This is a genomic window from Streptacidiphilus rugosus AM-16 (assembly GCF_000744655.1).
GTDB classification, from domain to species: Bacteria; Actinomycetota; Actinomycetes; order Streptomycetales; family Streptomycetaceae; genus Streptacidiphilus; species Streptacidiphilus rugosus.
Window position 1 is genome coordinate 277,971 of sequence record NZ_JQMJ01000004.1, and the last position, 17,957, is coordinate 295,927.

Genomic DNA, 17,957 nt, shown 5'->3' on the forward strand with positions numbered 1-17,957 from the left:
CCCTGGCTAGGCTGCGAGCAGGAGGTGCTGGCGGGCGGTCTTGTAGGCGGGCTTGCGGGGACGGTAGTTGGTGGCGATGAGGGCGACCTCCGCGGGGGTGTAGATGGCGAAGTCGCGGGTGTGGCCGTGGCGGCGGACCTGGACGGTGCGACCGGTGACGCCGAGGCGCTTCGCGGAGGTGCGGAGCGATCCGGCGACGGAGCGGGCTTCGCGGATGGGGAGGCCGGCTTCGATGGCGTGGGTGATGAGAGAGCCGCCGTGGTTGCGGTGGATGCGGGCCTTGGCGTGGGCGGTGGCGGTGCGGGTGGCGATGGTGCGGCGGGCTGCGCGGGCGCTGGCGAGCATGGTGACCTCCGGGGGTTCGGTCCGGCGTCGCGCCGCCCGTGTAGCTACACGCTATCACTTGTGTAGCTACATCTCCGCCGATCGACTGCCGCGTCCGTTGCCGCGTGTAGCTACGGGCCCTAACCTGCTGGCATGACCCCCGTGAAGCCCAGCCACACACCGCCCCGACAGATCCGTATCGGCGACGAGTGGTACGACTTCGACGCCGCCGCCAAGTCCGTCGGCGCCACCCGCGCCGAGCTCGTCAACGCCTTCATCGCCTGGTACCTCCACGCGCCCGGTGCCGTGCTGCCGGAGCGCCCGGAGGTGAGCGCCTGGTCCTCGCGCACCGAGGAGCCATCGGACCGCATCGACGCGCCGGCCACCGCCAACCCCGATCGCGCACAACTCGACTGACTCGGCTGGCCCAAGCGCCGCCCTGGCTTTCGACCGACACACTGCCTCCGCCCAACGCCGACGGCACCGCATCCTCACGCTGCTGCAGGAGGACCCGACCCGCCTCTGGAGACCCGCAGAGATCGCCGCCCACTTCGGCGACATCACCCTGCACACCATGTATCGCCAGCTCCCGATGGGCCGAAAGCGGGCTCATCCACAAACTCGGACCCGGCCTCTACGCAGCCACCGCCTGGACCTCAACCCCCTTGCCACCAGCACAAACAGGCTAACTACCCGGCCTTGGGCGAAGGACCGGTCTGGCGTGACGTCGGGGTGCCCTTGCTGGTCGTGAGCGGGGGTCTGCGGTCTTGATCGTCCGCCAGTGATAGACCTCTAGGTTGGTCAGGACGAGCAGGGCGCACGAGCGCCCGGGGAGACCGGGCGGGAAGGGAGCCGAAGAGCGAACGTTCCGGCTGAGGAGAAGCTGGTCTACGAGTGAGCCGCGCCGTGCCCCGGGTGGGGCAGGGCGGATCAATGCCGGTGCAGGTCATCAGCCGACAGGCGCGCGGAGGGCTGCGCGCCGTGATCCGCCTGGGCGAGGCTCGGCTTCGGCTCTCGCGCCCGGACGGGGACTCGACGACGCACGTGTTGGCGCTCGACCCGGTGGCTCACGTCTGCAACGGCTGCGGGGCGACCGAGCACGCGCGTGACGAGCAGCCGGACCGACGTTTCCGCCGGCTGACCGCTTTGCGCAGCACCATCGTGCAGCCGGGACTGGTCCACTTCAGGCTCTCCGCCGCCCGTTTCTTCCGTCTGCTGGGCTGCTCGTCCCTTGAGCTTTCCGCAGGCGAGGAGCGCGCCGCGCGGCGATAATGAGGGCGCGGCGACATTTGAGGCCAAGGGCCTCGCGCGTCCCCGAGTGCGAGCACGCCGCCGGATCCGTCATGGCCGTTCCTGCAAAGCACCAGCCGCACCAGTCCCGTCCCGAGGAACACGATGTCGTGATCGTGGGCGCCGGGCAGGCGGGCCTGTCGATCGCGCACGAGCTCGCGCAGGCGGATGTCGAGCACGTCGTGCTTGAGCGCGGTCGCGTGGCACAGAGCTGGCGGCGGCGCTGGGACAGCTTCTGTCTGGTGATCCCCAACTGGACGGTCCGGCTCCGTGGCGCGCCCTACACCGGATCCGACCGGGACGGCTTCATGGCGCGTGACGCGATCGTCGACCATCTCGTGCGCTACGCCGCCGGCGGACGGGCGCCGGTGCGCGAGGGCGTCGAGGTCACCCGCGTCGACGCCGACCCCGAAAGCGGCTTCCGGCTCGCCACCTCGGACGGCCTGTTGCGCGCCCGGAAACTGGTGCTGGCCTCCGGCGGCTACCAGCGACCGCACCGCCCGGCAGGCTGGCGTTCGTTGCCGCCCTCGGTCGTCGTCTTCGACGCGGAGGAGTACACCCGTCCGCAGGCCCTGCCGCCGGGCGGGGTGCTGGTCGTCGGCAGTGGTCAGACCGGGTGCCAGCTGGCCGAAGAGCTGGTCGAGACCGGACGCCGGGTACACCTGGCCTGCGGTCGCGCGCCCTGGATCCCCCGGCGCGTCGAGGGGCGGGACATCATCTCCTGGCTGGTCGAGGAGACGCCATTCTTCGTCACCAAGGTTGGCGACCTGCCCGACCTCGGCATGAGGCTGCGCGCCAACCTGCAGTGCAGCGGCCGGGACGGCGGTCACGACCTCAACTACCGCACCCTGCAGGCGCTGGGAGTCACACTCGCTGGGCATTTCCTCGGCGCCGACGACGGCCGCGCGCACTTTGCTGACGACCTGCCGGACTCCGTCGCCTTCGGCGACGCGCGCCACGCCGAGATCGGCGCGCTGCTGACGTCCTGCCTGGCCAAGCGCGGAGAGCGGGCCCCGCAGTTGCCGCCGCCACCACCGTTCGCGGCGGAGCCGGTGACCGAGCTGGACCTCGACGGCGTCGGCGCGGTCGTCTTTACCTCCGGCTACCGTCCGGACTTCGTGAGGTGGGTGGGCTTCCCTGAGGCCTTCGACGCGACGGGCTTCCCGCTCCAGACCGACGGCTGCAGCACGGTCGTCCCGGGGCTGCACTTCATGGGCGTGCACTGGCAGCGGACGCGGCAGTCCGCGACCTTCCTCGGCGTCGCCGAGGATGCGGCCGTACTGGCCGAACGGCTGACCGACCGGGCCGCTCCGGGACGGTAGCGTGTCCGCGGAGAACCGACAGCGTCCGCACTCGCAGCTCCGGGTCATCGATCCGCGGTGAACAGCCCTCCCGGCGCGGGAACAAGCAGCTCCTACCTGGCAGGAACCTCACTCGTCGCGCTCCTCGCCCGGCGGCCGCGTGCCCGATCCGGCCGCTGACGTGCACGTCAGAAGCCAGCGCTCGGTATGCAGCCCCGCGATCCGCCGGCTTCTGCACCCGCCGCGGCGGGTGTCGGGACCTGGCCGCAGGGCTTGATGGTCCTATCCGCACCGCACGCGAACACGCGCCCACCTGTCCAGCGGCGGCACTCTGGGGACCTCCGACAGCCGCCGGACTCGATTCAAGGTCCGCGGCGCGCTGATGGCGGCCGGGGTCCGGTCGGCGATCCCTGCAACATCAGCCAGCCATGGTGGGCATGCTCACCTATCGCCAGGCTGCACCCCCTGGGACAGTAGAGGGAGCCGACGAGCGCTCTCGTGGCTCGGCATGACGTTTGGGGACCGTCACATGTTGATCGCTACATCTTGGGCCACAGTAGGCATCGGCATCGGGCTCGCGGTGCTGAGCCTGCTGCTCCACCTGGGCATTCGGTACCGGACGCCGCAGATGACCCGGTTACAGCTCCTGACCCGGCCTGAATGGCTGCTGCTCCTGCCAGGTCTTGTTCTCGCGTGCCATCTGCCGAGGTTGCTCGGGTGGCCGAGCGCTCTGCAGGAAACGGCATCATGGGTAGGACGGGGCCTGGATCTTGCGTTTGCAGCCCTGCTGATCTTCACGATCTTGAAGATCTTGTTCCAGCTCGCAATGAAACTGGCGGCGTCCGTGAGCCGAACGCTCGCGCACGGCTGAGTTCCACCGCACCTCACGGCGCTGCCCAGGTCGAACGCTCTGACCTGGGCAGCGCTCGTGTCTTGCCCCCGAACGGCCCGCTGGCGCACAATCACCGGCGCCCACCTGGTCGCACTGGTCCGCGCAGGGCACCCGGTCGCAACCCGCTCAGTGGGGTGCTGGCGAAGAAGAACTTCCTGGCGGGTCCCTGTGGCCAGGGCCGTGATGCGCTCGACGAGCCGGGGGTAGTAGGAGAGTTGGTCGACACGGGCGACGGGCCGGATCAGGTCGGCCGAGGTGGTGGCGCTGCCGGCCCAGTGCATGACCGCTCGAACGCGCTCGCTGGTGCCCTGGGCTTGCACGGTCACGCTCTCGACGACCGCGTGCAGCAGCTTCTTGCGGTCGGCGTCGGTGGTCGTCGCGCAGGTCCAGATCGCCGGGATGTCGGTGGCCAGGGCACGGATCGTGGCCAGCTCCGATGCCGTCAGGCGGGTCGGAAGGGTGGCGAGGTGGCGCCGGTGGTCCTCGGCCAGTTGCGCCTGCGCGGCCAGCGCCTCCTCCCAGTCACGTTCCAACTGCCGCATCACCAGACGGTTCTCCGGCTCGGCCAGCTGATAACAGCGCCGGGCAAGATCGCAGGCGATGGCTGCTCGCTCTACTCGCTGGGCCCAGATCCGGTCGACCGCGGCGCGATCGGCCTCGATCCTGGCCGCGGCGGCCAGCGACAGCTCGACCGCGGCCGGGGCCAGGGCCGAGAGGACCTGGCCGACGACGAACTCGTCGGGGAACCGTCCGGCCATCTGCTGGTTGGCGGCCAGCCGCGCCAGGTTCCGCTCGCGCTGGACCACGCTGATATGCGCGGGCAACGCGCCGTCGATCCGCACCAGCCACTGCTCGTCCCCGAGCCCCCGCACCCGACCGAAGTCGGTGTTCCCGGCGGTGCGCCGGGCTGGGTCGACGCGGCTGCGTCCGCAGGCGTAGATCCCGGCATACGCCGGATTGCGGAGCATGTTGACCAGTCCTGGGCATGCGGAGGACGCCAGACGACCTGGACCTTGCCGGGCCCCGAACGTTCCCGCATCCCGATCTGCACCCGGTGCTCGACCAGGAACCGCAGCACCCCATGCACCGTGCCCACCCGCTCGAACAGCGCGAACACCAGCCGGACCACGTCGCCGACCTGCGCATCCAGATCGAACGCCACCTCACCCGTTGGCCGACGGACATACCCCGCCGGCGGCAGCGCCAGCTCACCGCGGGCGGCCTTGGCCAGCATGCCCGAGGCCATCCGCTGCATCACACTCACCACTCGCCTCCGCGACCGGACCGCTCACGGTCGAGGACAGTGTCGCCGCCCGCTCCAGCAGCAAGCTCAACGTCCGCAACGCATCGCGCCGACTCGCCTCCGGCAACGACGCCCACAACTCGCCGGGACCCAGCGTCAGATTCAGCCTCTGGGGCAGATGTTCTCGTCCATGCCGCGCCGCCCTCATCCAAGCCGCCGCCCGCGGCGCCCGCAGCCGATTCCACACCGCCGCAGTCGCGTTGAAAGGTCACAGATCAACTTTGCCGACCGGAACGGGGTTGCCGGGGCTCGGCCCGGGCAAACACCTCATAAGTCTCCGTCCGACCGGGAGGTGAGGGAGATGGCACTCACCCGAGTGATGAAGCGACCGGCTCCGCAACGCCCCCCGCGGCCTCCGCTGGACCTGCGGACCCCCTCCGGTCGGCCGCTGCCCTACTGACGGCGTCCCGTCTGGAGCCACGCCGACAGGGACAGCGAGACGACGGCGGCGGTCCCGCTGCACAGCAGTCGGGTCGCGTCGTCGGCGTCTCCGCGCCCGTGGAGAGGCAGCCAGTCCCCGAACCGGAGCACGGCCTCGAACGCGACCAACTGGGCGACCACGACCAGCGCGACCACCGGGCGGACCGCCCGCCTCCGGGCGAGGACCAGGCTCGCCGCCGCGAGCGCGAGAACGGTGGCGTCGGCGGCGAGCGCGAGGGCCGGGCCGGCGGCGTCGAGGCGGGCCATGGAGGAGGCGAGCAGCGCGGCGAGCGCCGAGGAGACCGCGACGAACAGCACCGCGCCACCGCGGCACACCAGCAGCAGCGCGTGGTCGGGAGTTCCTTCCGAGTGACGTGCGGGGGACGCCGTCCTCGCACCCAGCCTGAGCGGCATCTGGGCCTCCGGTCCTCGGAAACTGCGCCTGGGAGTGCTTCTCCCATGGGCTCATGCGGGCCCGGAGCGCACGACGTGAAGCGATTCCGCATCGTCCTGCGGGAATATGCCGTTCCCCGCCGCCAATTGGATGCGTGATTGACTGAAGTCATGAATCCGGACATCACGCCGTGGCGGGTCGTGCAGCCCCTGGGAACGGCTCACGAAAGGGCGTGCGGCCACCTGGACCTGGCCGAACTCGGCGGAGCCCGGGGCCGGGCCTGCGCCGCGTGCCTGACCTCGGGCAGGAGCTGGGTGAATCTGCTGGTGTGCATGGTGTGCGGCACGGTGGGATGCTGCGACAGTTCACCGGGGCGGCACGCCTATCGGCATTTCGAGCAGACCGGCCATCCACTGGCTCGAACGCTCAAGAGCGGTGAAGCCTGGGGATGGTGCTTCGTCGACGAAGTCTTCCTCGAACAGCCGGAGTCGAGCCGGTGAACCGGACGGGATGACGATCGGTCAGTCGCGGGCAGTCAGTCGCGGGCGGTCAGTCGCGGGCGGTCGGCTGCTCCGGCGGGTCGAGCAGCTGCGGCCCGTTGTTGCGCACGCTGTTCACCGCAAGCGACACCTCCCGGACCCGCAGCCGGCCGGCGGCGGGCTCGTGGAGCAGGGCGCGGAGCTCGCCCGGGTCCTGGTGGGCGGGGTCGAGCCAGGCCTCGAAGTCCTCAGGGGCGATGGCCAGCGGCATGCGCGGGTGGACCCGGCCCGCCGCGTCGGTGGCCTCCGTGGTGATGATCGTGCAGGTCGCGAGCCAGGCCAGCGGGTCGTCCTCCTCGCGACTCCGGTCGCGCCACCACTCGTACAGGCCCGCCATCGCCATCGGCGTCCCGTCCTCAGGGGCGATGTACCAGGGCTGCTTGTAGGCCTTGCGCTCGGCGGTCGCGGGCTCCGCGGTCCACTCGTAGAAGCCGTCCGCGGGAAGCAGGCACCGCCGCTTCGCGAAGGCCTTCCGGTAGGCGGGCTTCTCGTGGACCGTCTCCATCCGGGCGTTGATCATCCGCGCGCCGCCGGAGAGGTCCTTGGCCCAGGAGGGGACCAGCCCCCAGCGCAGCCGCCGCAGCTCGCGGCCCAGCTCCCCGGTCTCCCGGCCGGCCCGTTCGAGCACCGCCCACACGTCGTCGGTGGGCGCGACGTTCCACGAGGGGGCCAGCGCCTCGGTCGGGTTCCACCGGTCGACCTGGAACAGCTCGACCAGGTCCTCGGGCTTACGGGACGACGCGTAGCGACCGCACATGAGCACCAGCTTGCCACGCCGCCACGGACTCCTGCTGGAGGATCCGGCCCGGGCTCCGGGATTTCGGGGACCTGGCCCTGGGGTGGGTCAGCCCGCCCGCTGGAGCTGGACCTGGCGTTCCGCGTCCGCGAAGCCGAGCGCCCGGTAGAGGCGGATCGCGTCGTCGTCGGGGTCGGCGACGATGACCAGCGTGCGGTCGGCCGCGGCCGGCAGCGCGTGCCGGGCCGCATGTCGGAGAACCGCGGCGGCGAGACCCCGGCGGCGGAAGTCGGGGTGGGTCTCCACGTTCTGGAACCTGGCCAGCTCCGGGCCGGTGGCGAACAGTCCGGCTCCGGCACGGAGGCGCCCGTCCACGAAGGCGCCGATCCAGCTGCCGTGGCCCGCCTCGCACAGGCCCCGGTAGCCGGCGACCCGCCGCTCGGCGAAGCGGCGACCGTTGTCGTCCGACGGCAATCCGTAGCAGGCATAGTCCAGTTCGAGCGCCTGGCGCCAGTCGTCGTCGCCGGAGAGCGCGCGGATGTCGGCGTGCGGTCCCGCCGTCGAAGGCAGCAGGCCGCGCGCCGTCAGCACCGTGGTGATCTCGGCGGTCACGCCGAGCGCCGCGCGCTCGGCGCTGTCGCCCGCGTCTCCCGAGACGCCGTCCACGCCGAAGGCCCGGTGCCTCGCGTCCGGGAACTCCGCCGCGAACAGGGCCGACCAACGGGCCGCGTCGCCCGGCCGCGGGGGCGCGCCGAGCAGGAGGAAGTTCCCCCAGTAGAAGCCGGGGTTCGCCGGGGTGCGCACCACGAGGTGCGTTCCGTGGTCGGTGACCACCGATCCGGCCAGTTCCAGCAGCGACACGTCCGTGCGGAACCCGAGCGACTCGATCGTCACAGCGTGAACCCCTCGCCGGAGCGGTAGGCGCGCAGCGCGACGTCGCGGTGGTCGCCCTCGGCGCGCACGAGGTGGACCCGGCCGTGCCCGGAGACGTGTGCGCGGCCGTCCTCGACGGTGAGCAGGGTGTTCTCGTCGATCGCCACACCGGACGCGGCCCTGCCGAGGGCGACGGCCTCGATCAGACGGGGAAGGGTGCCCCACTGGGCGGCGTGCACGTCCACGGCGAACGGCACCAGCCCCAGTCCCGGCCGGACCTCGACCTCGTCCAGATCCTCACCGGCCTCCTCCGCGCAGACCTGGGTGCCCTGCGAGAGCCAGCCGCCGACCAGCGCCGTCTGCGCGGCGACGGCCGCCCCGGCGGAGAAGCCCGCGTACGGCATGCCCCGGGCGGCCAGCAGGGCGGGCAGTTCGGCCAGGACCGGCACCAGCGCCTCCTGGTACGCGGGGGTGAGCCCGCCGCAGACAAGCAGCGCCGCCGCCCCGTCCAGCGAGGCCGGATCGAGGACACCGCCCAGCGGCACCAGGACGGGCACCGGCGTGCAAGGGGCGACCTTGCGCAGCGCCGTGTCGTAACGCGCGAACTGCTCGGCGCCGTCGCCCTCGTCGATCAGCAGACAGGCGACGACCGGCTCCGGGCCGGCGGCTGCGAGGAAGGGTCCGTAGACCAGGTCGGCCGCCTCGTCGTTCCAGCCGCCACCGATCAGATACGTGCTCACGTCGTGTTCCTCTTCGCCGTCCGTGCAGAAGACCCTGCGGTGCAGCCTGGGACCCTAGCAACCCACCGTCCCGCAAGGCGAAGGGTTTTGGGCCCCGCCCGCTGACACCCTTCTGCCGGCGTGGTCCCGGGGAAGGCGACGGCGACGTGCCGGCGACCGGCTCTGGGACACGCCCGAAGGATGACGTCGTCGTCGGAGCCGCTGACGTCGCCGGCGTGCCGGAGGCGCGGCGGAGGGGGTGGCAGGCGGCTGCGGATCCCGGGGGTATCGGACGCGGTCTCAGAATTGCTTCCCCGGCGGCGAAGTGGGCCGGTCCGCACAGGGCCGCGAGACGTCCGGGAATGCTATGGTCTGCCCGCCATACGGACAACAGGGGGAAACTCACCATGAGCACGAACGGGGCCGGATCCGGGCGCAAGGGCCTGGTACTGGCAGCAATGATCTTCGCGGTGGCGATGACATTCATCGACCAGACGATCGTGTCGATCGCCGCGCCCACCATCCAGACCAAGCTCGGCCTCTCCGGCACCGGCATGCAGTGGGCGATCAACGCCTACCTGCTGGCCATGGCCGCCCTGTTCGCCTTCGGCGGCCGGCTCTCCGACACCCTCGGCCACCGCCGTACGGTCATCGCGGGCGTGATCATCTTCGCCGGCGCCTCCGCTCTCTGCGGCGCCACGCCGACCGGCGCGCTCGCCCAGAGCTGGATCATCACCTTCCGCGCGCTGCAGGGTCTCGGCGGAGCCGTGATGTACCCGGCGGCGCTGGCCATCGTCGTCAACACCTACGAACTGCGCGAGCGCGGCAAGGCGCTGGCCCTCTTCTTCGGCATCGCGGGCGGGCTCACCGCCGTCGGCCCGATCCTCGGCGGTTATCTGACGCAGTGGACCTGGCGCGGCATCTTCTGGGTGAACATCCCGGTCGCCCTGGTCGCGCTGGTGCTGATCTGGATGTCGAAGCCGGAGACCCGGTTCCGTCCCGCGCCGATCGACTACCGAGGCCTGGTCCTGATCGCCTCCGGCGTGGCGCTGAGCGTCTTCGGCTTCCAGCAGTCCCACGTCTGGGGCTGGAGCAACCCGGCCATCGGCCTGTCGATCGCGGCCGGCGCGCTGCTGCTCGTCCTCTTCTTCCGTTACGAGCGCGGCCGGACCTCGCCGCTGATGGACGTGCGGATCTTCAGCAACCGCGCGTTCGCGGTGCAGTGCCTGGTGCTGGGTCTGTGCATGGCCGTCTTCCTGCCGATGTTCTTCTTCGCCAGCGAGTACGCGTCCATCTCCCTGGGCCAGAACGCCCAGCAGGCCGGTCTCACGCTGCTCTACTTCTTCGGCGGCTTCGTGGTCACCGCGCAGATCGGCGGCCGGATGCTGGACCGCGTCGGCGCCAAGCGGCCGGTCGTGGCCGGGGCCGTGATCGCCGCGGCGGGCTTCTACCTCTGGGCGAGCAGGATGACCGACCTGGACCTGTCCAAGCTGACCTGGTTCATCGTCCTCGCCGGCGCGGGCATGGGTCTGATGATCAGCCCGTCCAACACCGACGCGGTCAACCGCGCCTCCAGCCTCTCCTACGGCGAGGCGACCGGCATCACCATGACCGTCCGCAACTACGCCTCCAGCCTCAGCCTGGCCGTGCTGGGCACGGTCCTGATCTCGGTGTTCCAGTCCCGGCTCGCGGACACCTTCGCCCAGGAACCGCACACCACGCGGGCGCAGGCGGACGCGATGGCGGCCGCCGCGACGCACGGCTCCAGCTCGGGCGGCAGCGGTTCCGGCGGTACGGTCCCCCGGCCGATCGCCCTCGACTTCGCCCACGCCGCCCAGGTGGTCTTCTACATCATGGCCGGCCTGATGGCCGTGGCCGCGGTGGTCGCGCTCGTCGGTCTGCGCGGCGGCGTGCAGGCTCCCGAAGCCGAGTCCGAGTCGGCCGCCGAGGGCGTCCAGACCGCCTGATCCCGCCGACGCTCCACCCGTCCGAGGCCCCGCGCTCCCCGCGCGGGGCCTCGCGGCGTTCAGTCCCCCACCGTCCTACTCCCCTGCGGCCTTCCTGGCGCGGAAGGCCGCGGCCTTGGACCGGTTCTGACACGCCGTCGAGCAGAACTGCCGGGCGGCGTTGCGCGAGACGTCGACGTAGACCCGGTCGCAGCGGGTCGCCGCGCAGATCCCCAGGCGGCCCGCGTAGTCGCCGCCGATCGCCATCGCCAGGCCGGTCGCACAGCCCGCGCTCCAGCCGACGGCGTAGGAGTCGTCCGCGCCGTGGAAGTGGACCTGCCAGGGTTCCCCCGGCGAGCGGTCCAGCTGCGGGCGGGCGCCGCTGGCGCGCAGCAGCCCGTTCAGCGCGGCCGCAGCGGCGTCGACCCGGTCCGCGGCGACGGCTTCGAAGACGACGCGCAGGTCCCGCGCGGTGCGGGCGAGATGGGCGGCCTCCGTCCGGCCGATGCCGTCGGCGCCCGGCAGCGCCGCTCGCACGGCCGCCGAGAGCTCCGGCCCCACGGGCGCGGTGAAGCTCCTGCCGTGCGCCTCGCCGTCGGTGAGGGCGTTGACGAGGGCGACCGACGCATCCAGCAGCGTCCGCATGTGACTGTCGAACAGCACTTGACCAGTTACCCCATCTCTGCCTAGCGTGAGTGACTGACGATATCCCATTGGCCAGTGACGAGGTGCGTCGATGCCACTCCCCCGCAGCGTGCGCCTGCTGCTCCTGGCCCGGGTCGTCAATCGCCTGGGCGCCTTCTCGCTGCCGTTTCTGACCACCCTGATCAGCACCGACCACGCGGCGAGCATGACCACCGCGGGCCTGGTGACGGCGGCGTTCGGGGCGGCCACCATCCCCTCCCGGCTGCTGGGCGGCCGGCTGGCGGACCTGGTCGGACGCCGCTTCACGGTCGTCCTCGGGCTCTGCTGCTGCGCCGTGGCACAACTGGGGATCGCGGGCTCCCGCTCGTTGGCGGCGGTCGTCGGCTGCGCCGTGCTGCTCGGGCTGGCCTTCGAGCTGTACGAGCCACCCAGTCAGGCGATCATCAGCGAGTCCGTCCCGCCCGAGCAGCGGGTGCAGGCGTTCAGCCTCTTCAGTGCGGCGCTCGCGGTGGGAGGCATGGGCGCGGGCCTGCTCGCCGCCGTGCTCGGCCACTGGGACCTGCGGTGGCTCTTCGTCGCCGACGCGGGCACGTGCCTGGCCTGCGCCGTCCTCGTCGGCCTGGCGCTGCCTCCGGACCGACGCCCCCGCCGCCGCGTCGCGCCCCATGGCGCGCGCAAGGGGGCCGGTCGCCCGCCACTGCGCCCGCTGCGCGACCGTTCGCTGGTCACCATGCTGCTGACCGGCTCCGCCTATGCGCTGGTCAACCAGCAGACCGTGATGAGCCTCCCGCTGGCGCTGGCACACCAGGGGCGTCCGGCCGCCGACGCCGGGCTGCTGTTCACTGCGGCGGCGCTCACCACCGTGCTCGCGCAGCCGCTGGTCCGGCTGGAGCCGGCACGCCGGATGTCCACACCGGCGGCGCTCGCGCTCGGCCATCTGCTGCTGGCAGCCGGGCTCCTCGGCTACGCCGTCGCCGGCTCCCTCCCCGCCGAGTGCGGCGCGACCGCCGTCTGGAGTCTCGGTGATCTGCTGATCATGGGCCGCGCCTACGCGCTCGTCGCCGACCTCGCGCCGCCAGGGGCGAGCGGGCGCTATCTGGCGGTCTTCGGGGTCAGCTGGGGCATCGCCGCCGCCCTCGCACCCGTGCTCGGCACGCAGCTCCTCGCCCACGCCGGCGCCACCACGCTCTGGGTCGCGACGGCGGGGTTCTGTCTGACCCTGAGCGGCGTGCAGCTGCTGGTCACGCCGAGACCCGGGCACTCAGCGCCACCCGAGGACCGGAACTCCTCGGGGGCGCTGGCCAATGAACTGACGGAGTGTCAGAATATGGGCCGCTGATCCGAACTGATTAGGGCGCCGAGCCGATCGGAGTGCCGTGTTCCCCGTCGCGCCGCTGCTGCCCGAGAAGGACTGGTTCATCAGGCTCGACCGGGAGCACGACGGCCACGTCGCCGTGCTCACCCTGGACAACCCCGCCAAGCTCAACGGCTGGAGCTGGGAGGCCACCCGGCAGTTGGCCGCGCGCGCCGACCAGATCCGCTTCGATCCCGAGGTGCGGGCGGTCCTGCTGCGCGCGAACGGCCGCGCGTTCTGCGCCGGGATCGACGCCCAGGCCCCCGGCAGTCCGGTGACCGGTCGCTCGGACGCGGAGCTGGTGCGCAACTACTACGAGGGCATCCGCCAGGTCCACGAACGGCTTGCCGTCCTGTCCGGGCTGCCGCAGCCCGTCGTCGCCGCTGTCCAGGGGTACTGCCTCGGTTTCGGCTTCGAGCTCGCGTTGATGTGCGACATCAGGATCGCCGCCGAGGACGCGGTCTTCGGGCTCCCCGAGGTGACGCTCGGCGTCGCGGTCGACGCGGGCGGCGATCTGCGGCTGGCCCGCGAGGTCGGCACGGGCTGGGCCAAGCTGCTGGCCCTGACCGGCCGCAGGATCGACGCCGCCACCGCGGAGCGGATCGGCGCGGTGCAGCTGGTGACCCCGGCCGAGGAGCTGCAGCCCACCGCGCTCGAGGTCGCCCGGCAGCTGGCCGGCGACGCACCGCTCGCGGTCCAGGCCGTCAAGCGCAGCATCGACGCCTACGCCGACCACGCGCTCGCCGACGCCCTGCGCATCCAGGCCCTGAGCGCCTCGGCCCTCTTCGCCTCCGCCGACAAGACCGCCGGGTACGCGGCCGCCGCCCAGCGCCGCACCGCCACGTTCGAGGGCCGCTGAGGTGGGTGCCCCGCCTCCGCTGGGCACCGCGATGCTGCCGCCGGGCTGCTACGAGGGCACGACCGTGCTGGTGACCGGCGGCGGGACCGGGCTCGGCCGGGCCATGGCGGTGGAGTTCGGGCGGCTCGGCGCACGCGTCGGCGTGCTGGGCCGCAGCGCCGAGCACCGCGCCGCGGGGGTCGCCGCGGTCACCGAGGCCGCGCGCTCGGCGGGCCGGTCCGGGGTCCGCGCGGTGGGCGCGGCGGCCGACGTGCGCGACCCCGACGCGGTGGCCGCCGCGTTCGACACGGTCGAGGAGACCCTCGGACCGGTCCGGGTGCTGGTCAACAACGCCGCCGCCAACTTCCCCGTGCTCGCCGCCGAGCTGAGTCCGAACGGCTGGCGGGCGGTGGTGGACACGGTCCTGAACGGCGCCTTCCACTGCTCGCGCGAGCTGCACCGCCGCCACACGGCGCGCCGGGAGGGGAACGGCGCGTCGATCCTGAACATCCTCGCCGCCCAGGCCTTCACCGGCGGCCCCGGCATGGTGCACAGCGCGTCCGCGAAGGCGGGCGTCGGGGCGATGACCAAGACGCTGGCCGTCGAGTGGGCCGAGGCCGGGATCCGCGTCAACGCGCTCGTCCCCGGCCTCTTCCCGCACCAGGACCTCCCCGAAGCACTGCGCCGTCTGCGCGAACAGGACCCCGACCACGCCGCCGTCGACGCACGCCGCCAGCCCGCCGGACGGGTGGGGCAGCCGCACGAGCTCGGCTGGGCCGCGACCTACCTCTGCTCGCCGTTCGCCGGGTTCCTCACCGGCCACACGCTCTTCCTCGACGGCGGCAACCACCTGCGCCGCGACTTCGTCATGCCGCCCGTCGTCCCGTTGGCCCAGCAGCTCGGGCGGCCGTCCGCCGCCCCGGACTAGCCTGGATCCGTGACCGTCGCGATCGAGCTGCTCACCGACGCCTTCGGGCGCGTCCGGGAGGTCGTGCACGAGGCCGTCGACGGCCTCGGCACCGAGGAGCTGGCCTATCGGGCCGACCCGGACGCCAACTCCGTCGCCTGGCTGGTCTGGCACCTGACCCGGATCCAGGACGACCACGTCTGCGGCCTCGCCGAGCTGCCACAGGCCTGGACCGAACTGGGCTGGCGCGATCGCTTCGACCTGCCCTTCCCCGCCGGGGCGACCGGCTACGGACACCGGCGGCAGCAGATCGCCGCACTCGACGGCACCACGGCCGAGCTGCTGCTGGGCTACTACGACGACGTGCACACCCGCACCCTCGCCTTCCTGTCCGGCCCCGGCGGCCACCGCCTCGACCGCGTCGTCGACACCCACTGGGACCCACCGGTCACCGCCGCCGTCCGGCTGATCAGCGTCGTCTCCGACGACCTCCAGCACGCCGGGCAGGCCGCCTACGTCCGGGGACTGGTGGAGCGCCAGCGGTAGGTACGTCCTGCGCTGCGGCCCGCGGCTGCGACCGGGGTGACCGCCCGGCCGTGGCAGGGATGCGCGGCCGGCCCGGCTGTCCGGCGCTGTCTTGTCCGGCATCCGGCTCCCGGCCGGCCGCGCGCCTCCTCGACCGTGCCCCGGCCCCGGGCCCACGCGGCGCGGCCCGGCTCCGCCGCGCCCTCCGGCGAGTGCGGCTCGGGGGTCTCCGCGGGCGGGGCGGACAAGGGGGCGCGCGTGAGTGGCACGTGCACCCTTGTGGCCGCTGGGGTGTCCGGGAGATCCTGACCGCGCCGCCGCAGTTGCCGCGGCCGGGCACAGCGCCCGGCCCGGACGGTCCCGGCGCTGTGCACCACCGCACCGCCGAGGTCGAAGGGCTCCGCCGGTGCCCGCCGTGGCGGTGCGCCCGGAGGGGGTCTTCTCAATGTCGTGGTTGTCCCGGTCGCCGCAGGGTTCCCCGAGCGGCGGCGCCGTCGCGTCGGCGTTACCGCCCACCGCTCCCAGGCCCCGTGGAACGGGAGCACGCCCCGGCCGCCGACTCGGCGTGCCGGTGCTGGCCGCCGGACTCGCGGTCGGCGGGCTGCTGGCCGGCGGCCCGGCCGCGCACGCGGTCCCCCGCCCGGCACCGGTCCTGGCTCCCGACACGGCCGTCACCGCGTTCGTCGCCAACGCGGGCGACAACAGCGTCTCGGTCGTCGACGCCGCCACCGGAGCGGTGCGGACGACCGTCACCGGTGTCGGCTACGGGCCGCAGGGGGCGGCCGCCGCGCCGGACGGCCGACACGTCTACGTCCCGAACATCGGCAACAACACCGTCGCGGTCATCGACACCGCCACGGACACGGTCGTCGCGCAGGTGCCCGTGGCCGCCAGTCCCACCGCGGTCGTGGTCTCCCCTGACGGCGCCCGCGCCTACGTGGCGGACCTCGGCACGGACCTGGTCAGCGTGCTGGACACCGCCACCGACACGGTGACGGCGAGCATCACGGTGGGCGGCGGACCCGACGCGCTGGCGCTCAGTCCGGACGGAAGCAGGCTCTACGTCGCCGACAGCGGCGCGGGCGGCGGGCTCTCCGTCGTCGACACCGCGACCGGCGCCGTCACCGCGCAGCTCGCGGTGGGCGGGGTGCCGGTGGCCCTGGCCCCGGCGCCGGACGGCTCCCGGCTCTACGTCGCCGACCAGGGCTCGGCCCAGCTGACCGTCGTGGACCCGGCCACGGCCACGGTCACCGCGCAACTCCCCCTGGCCGCCGTCCCGTTCGCGCTCGCGCCGAGTCCCGACGGAAGCCGGCTGTACCTGGCCAACGGGCCCGCCGACACACTGAGCGTGCTGGACACGGCCTCCGGGTCGGTCGTCGCGACAATCGCGGCGGGCACGAATCCGCAGGGCGTCGCGGTCACCCCCGACGGCTCACTGGCGCTGGTGACCGATCTCGGCTCGGCCCAGGTGACCAGCGTGGACACCGCCACGGACACCGTCGTCGGCCACACCGCCGTCGGCACCGCCCCCGCCGGGCTCGCGCTCGCGGTGACGGTACCGGCACCGCAGGTCAGCGGCGTCAGCCCGGCCTCGGGGCCGCCGGCCGGCGGCACCACGGTCACGGTGTCGGGCAGCCATCTGGCCGGGGCGACCGCGCTGAGCTTCGGCCCCGGCCGGCCCGCCGCGTCCTTCTCCTGCACCGACGGGAGCTGCACCGCCGTCTCCCCGCCCGGCGCGGTGGGCGCCGTCGACGTCCAGGTGACCACCCCCGGCGGCACCAGCGCCGCCACCTCCGCGGACCGGTTCGCCTACGCCGCGGCCGACGTGGGCGTCGGCCTGACCGCCGTCGGCCACCCCGGACTGCTGGCCGGCACCATCGCCTACACGATCACGGTGTCCGACCACGGCCCCTCGGCGCTCGGCTCCGCCACCGTCACCGCGCAGCTCCCGGTGCCGATGACGGCGAGCTCGACCGACTGCACCACGAGCGGACGCAGCGTCAGCTGTGCTGTCGGAGCCCTGGCCCCGGGAGCGTCGGCGACACGTCAGTTCAGCGTCCCTGTCGGCCTGCTCACCCTGGGGCTGCCCTACCAGGTCACGGTCACCCGTTCGGCGAGCACCCCGGTCGACCTGAACGCGGCGAACGACACCGCCGGACGCAGCTGCACGGTCGTCACCTCACTGCTCATCACCTGCTCCTGACGCCTCGCAGAAGGGGCGGTGCGGCGCGTGGGCGCGGCTGGGCCGCGTGAGCGACGACGACCCGGCTCAAACCTGCGGACGTCGCCGACCCGGGTACTGCGTAGGGGATTTACGTGGTCTTACGGATGTCTCCCGGTGCCGCGACCGGAAGGATCACCGCAGGCGGATAACTCGCCCCGGCCACGGCCGGGATCGCCCCGCGAGCGGGTCGAGAGCATCAGCACCGCGCTCTGGGAAGAGCACAGAACGAACACCATGGAGATTCGAATGGGCCTGGCGGAACGTCGTAGCGCCGAACGGTTCAAGAACGAGGACTACCCCGGCTGGAAGTCGCGGATCGACGAGGCGGCAGGGTTCGAGGTGCCGATCGAGGTGGATTGGCAGGAACTGGCCGTCCCCGACTACGCGGACAGCTACGCCGAGTACTTCCCCCAGGTGTACTTCCAGCCGCTGGTGGACGCGCTGGGCGCGATCGGGGCCGACGACATGGGCAAGGAGGCGCTCCGCGCGGGGGTCTCGAAGATCATCGTCAGGAACACCGGCGAGTACTTCAGCCCGTCGGGGATCACCTTCACCGACGGCGTGCTGACGTTCGACCACAAGTCGGACACCAACACCCATCACACCGAGGAGCGCACCAAGCACATCCTGGCGACCCTCGAAGCCGCGCTCTGACCCTCGCGCTCGTGACGGTCCGTCGGTTCACCGGCGGACCGCTTCGGCTTGTCGGGCAGTGGAGGTCAGGTGC

18 protein-coding genes are annotated in these 17,957 nt (G+C 72.7%); 11 read left to right on the forward strand and 7 right to left on the reverse strand.

From position 1 onward, the window contains the following. Nucleotides 1-6: 6 nt before the first annotated feature. Nucleotides 7-345 (reverse strand): hypothetical protein, encoded by a 339-nt coding sequence (locus BS83_RS10105; protein WP_037603484.1) that lies wholly within the window; start codon nucleotides 343-345, stop codon nucleotides 7-9. 132 nt (nucleotides 346-477) lie between these two features. Between BS83_RS10105 and BS83_RS10110 the strand changes: the two genes are divergently transcribed. The 3 genes from BS83_RS10110 to BS83_RS10120 all read left to right on the forward strand — a co-directional run bounded on the left by BS83_RS10110 (nucleotide 478) and on the right by BS83_RS10120 (nucleotide 2,936). Continuing rightward, the gene (locus tag BS83_RS10110; protein ID WP_157597105.1) at nucleotides 478-741 is read left to right on the forward strand and encodes a hypothetical protein; all 264 of its coding nucleotides are present in this window, start codon (nucleotides 478-480) and stop codon (nucleotides 739-741) included. Nucleotides 742-1,230: 489 nt separating this feature from the next. Then, nucleotides 1,231-1,596, forward strand: coding sequence for a DUF3037 domain-containing protein (locus BS83_RS10115; protein ID WP_269664885.1), 366 nt, complete (start codon nucleotides 1,231-1,233; stop codon nucleotides 1,594-1,596). 71 nt (nucleotides 1,597-1,667) lie between these two features. Continuing rightward, a complete protein-coding gene (locus BS83_RS10120) occupies nucleotides 1,668-2,936 on the forward strand; it encodes an NAD(P)-binding domain-containing protein (protein ID WP_051942893.1) in 1,269 nt (422 codons plus the stop codon). Nucleotides 2,937-3,440: 504 nt separating this feature from the next. Here the strand turns inward: BS83_RS10120 and BS83_RS45300 are convergent. Together BS83_RS45300 and BS83_RS10130 are read right to left on the reverse strand one after the other, a co-directional pair. Then, nucleotides 3,441-4,649: a hypothetical protein gene (locus BS83_RS45300; protein ID WP_157597106.1), complete on the reverse strand. Its 1,209-nt coding sequence runs from the start codon at nucleotides 4,647-4,649 to the stop codon at nucleotides 3,441-3,443. 854 nt (nucleotides 4,650-5,503) lie between these two features. Then, nucleotides 5,504-5,944, reverse strand: coding sequence for a hypothetical protein (locus BS83_RS10130; RefSeq protein ID WP_037603486.1), 441 nt, complete (start codon nucleotides 5,942-5,944; stop codon nucleotides 5,504-5,506). A gap of 150 nt (nucleotides 5,945-6,094) precedes the next feature. Here BS83_RS10130 and BS83_RS43730 point away from each other — a divergent pair, with 150 nt between their 5' ends. Then, nucleotides 6,095-6,424, forward strand: coding sequence for a UBP-type zinc finger domain-containing protein (locus BS83_RS43730; RefSeq protein WP_084713312.1), 330 nt, complete (start codon nucleotides 6,095-6,097; stop codon nucleotides 6,422-6,424). A gap of 49 nt (nucleotides 6,425-6,473) precedes the next feature. Here the strand turns inward: BS83_RS43730 and BS83_RS10135 are convergent, their stop codons facing one another. From BS83_RS10135 to BS83_RS10145, 3 genes are all read right to left on the reverse strand, one after another. Further along, on the reverse strand, nucleotides 6,474-7,220 hold the full coding sequence (locus BS83_RS10135; protein ID WP_037603487.1) for an SOS response-associated peptidase: 747 nt from the start codon (nucleotides 7,218-7,220) through the stop codon (nucleotides 6,474-6,476). An 87-nt stretch (nucleotides 7,221-7,307) separates the two neighbouring features. Continuing rightward, nucleotides 7,308-8,093 (reverse strand): GNAT family N-acetyltransferase, encoded by a 786-nt coding sequence (locus tag BS83_RS10140; RefSeq protein ID WP_037603488.1) that lies wholly within the window; start codon nucleotides 8,091-8,093, stop codon nucleotides 7,308-7,310. Then, complete coding sequence (locus BS83_RS10145) at nucleotides 8,090-8,812, reverse strand: Type 1 glutamine amidotransferase-like domain-containing protein (RefSeq protein ID WP_037603489.1); 723 nt, start codon at nucleotides 8,810-8,812, stop codon at nucleotides 8,090-8,092. Before BS83_RS10145 ends, BS83_RS10140 begins: the two co-directional genes overlap by 4 nt. 386 nt (nucleotides 8,813-9,198) lie before the next feature. Between BS83_RS10145 and BS83_RS10150 the strand changes: the two genes are divergently transcribed. Further along, nucleotides 9,199-10,758, forward strand: a complete 1,560-nt coding sequence (locus BS83_RS10150) for an MFS transporter (protein ID WP_037603490.1) — start codon at nucleotides 9,199-9,201, stop codon at nucleotides 10,756-10,758. 75 nt (nucleotides 10,759-10,833) lie between these two features. On the opposite strand, the gene BS83_RS10155 is transcribed toward BS83_RS10150, so the two are convergent. Beyond that, complete coding sequence (locus BS83_RS10155) at nucleotides 10,834-11,400, reverse strand: CGNR zinc finger domain-containing protein (protein WP_232248206.1); 567 nt, start codon at nucleotides 11,398-11,400, stop codon at nucleotides 10,834-10,836. Between the two features lie 73 nt (nucleotides 11,401-11,473). On the opposite strand from BS83_RS10155, the gene BS83_RS10160 reads away from it, so the two are divergent. The 6 genes from BS83_RS10160 (at nucleotide 11,474) to BS83_RS10185 (ending at nucleotide 17,884) form a co-directional block, all read left to right on the forward strand. Then, nucleotides 11,474-12,721, forward strand: coding sequence for an MFS transporter (locus tag BS83_RS10160; protein ID WP_063774143.1), 1,248 nt, complete (start codon nucleotides 11,474-11,476; stop codon nucleotides 12,719-12,721). A gap of 37 nt (nucleotides 12,722-12,758) precedes the next feature. Further along, nucleotides 12,759-13,595: an enoyl-CoA hydratase/isomerase family protein gene (locus BS83_RS10165; RefSeq protein ID WP_037603491.1), complete on the forward strand. Its 837-nt coding sequence runs from the start codon at nucleotides 12,759-12,761 to the stop codon at nucleotides 13,593-13,595. Nucleotide 13,596: 1 nt separating this feature from the next. Beyond that, nucleotides 13,597-14,502 carry an SDR family oxidoreductase gene (locus BS83_RS10170; protein ID WP_037603492.1) on the forward strand — a complete coding sequence of 302 codons (906 nt, stop codon included), beginning with the start codon at nucleotides 13,597-13,599 and terminating at the stop codon, nucleotides 14,500-14,502. Nucleotides 14,503-14,511: 9 nt separating this feature from the next. After that, nucleotides 14,512-15,027, forward strand: coding sequence for a mycothiol transferase (locus BS83_RS10175; RefSeq protein ID WP_198035202.1), 516 nt, complete (start codon nucleotides 14,512-14,514; stop codon nucleotides 15,025-15,027). A gap of 544 nt (nucleotides 15,028-15,571) precedes the next feature. Continuing rightward, nucleotides 15,572-17,209 (forward strand): YVTN family beta-propeller repeat protein, encoded by a 1,638-nt coding sequence (locus tag BS83_RS10180; RefSeq protein WP_051942895.1) that lies wholly within the window; start codon nucleotides 15,572-15,574, stop codon nucleotides 17,207-17,209. Between the two features lie 255 nt (nucleotides 17,210-17,464). Then, nucleotides 17,465-17,884, forward strand: a complete 420-nt coding sequence (locus BS83_RS10185; RefSeq protein WP_157597107.1) for a hypothetical protein — start codon at nucleotides 17,465-17,467, stop codon at nucleotides 17,882-17,884. Nucleotides 17,885-17,957 lie beyond the last annotated feature (73 nt).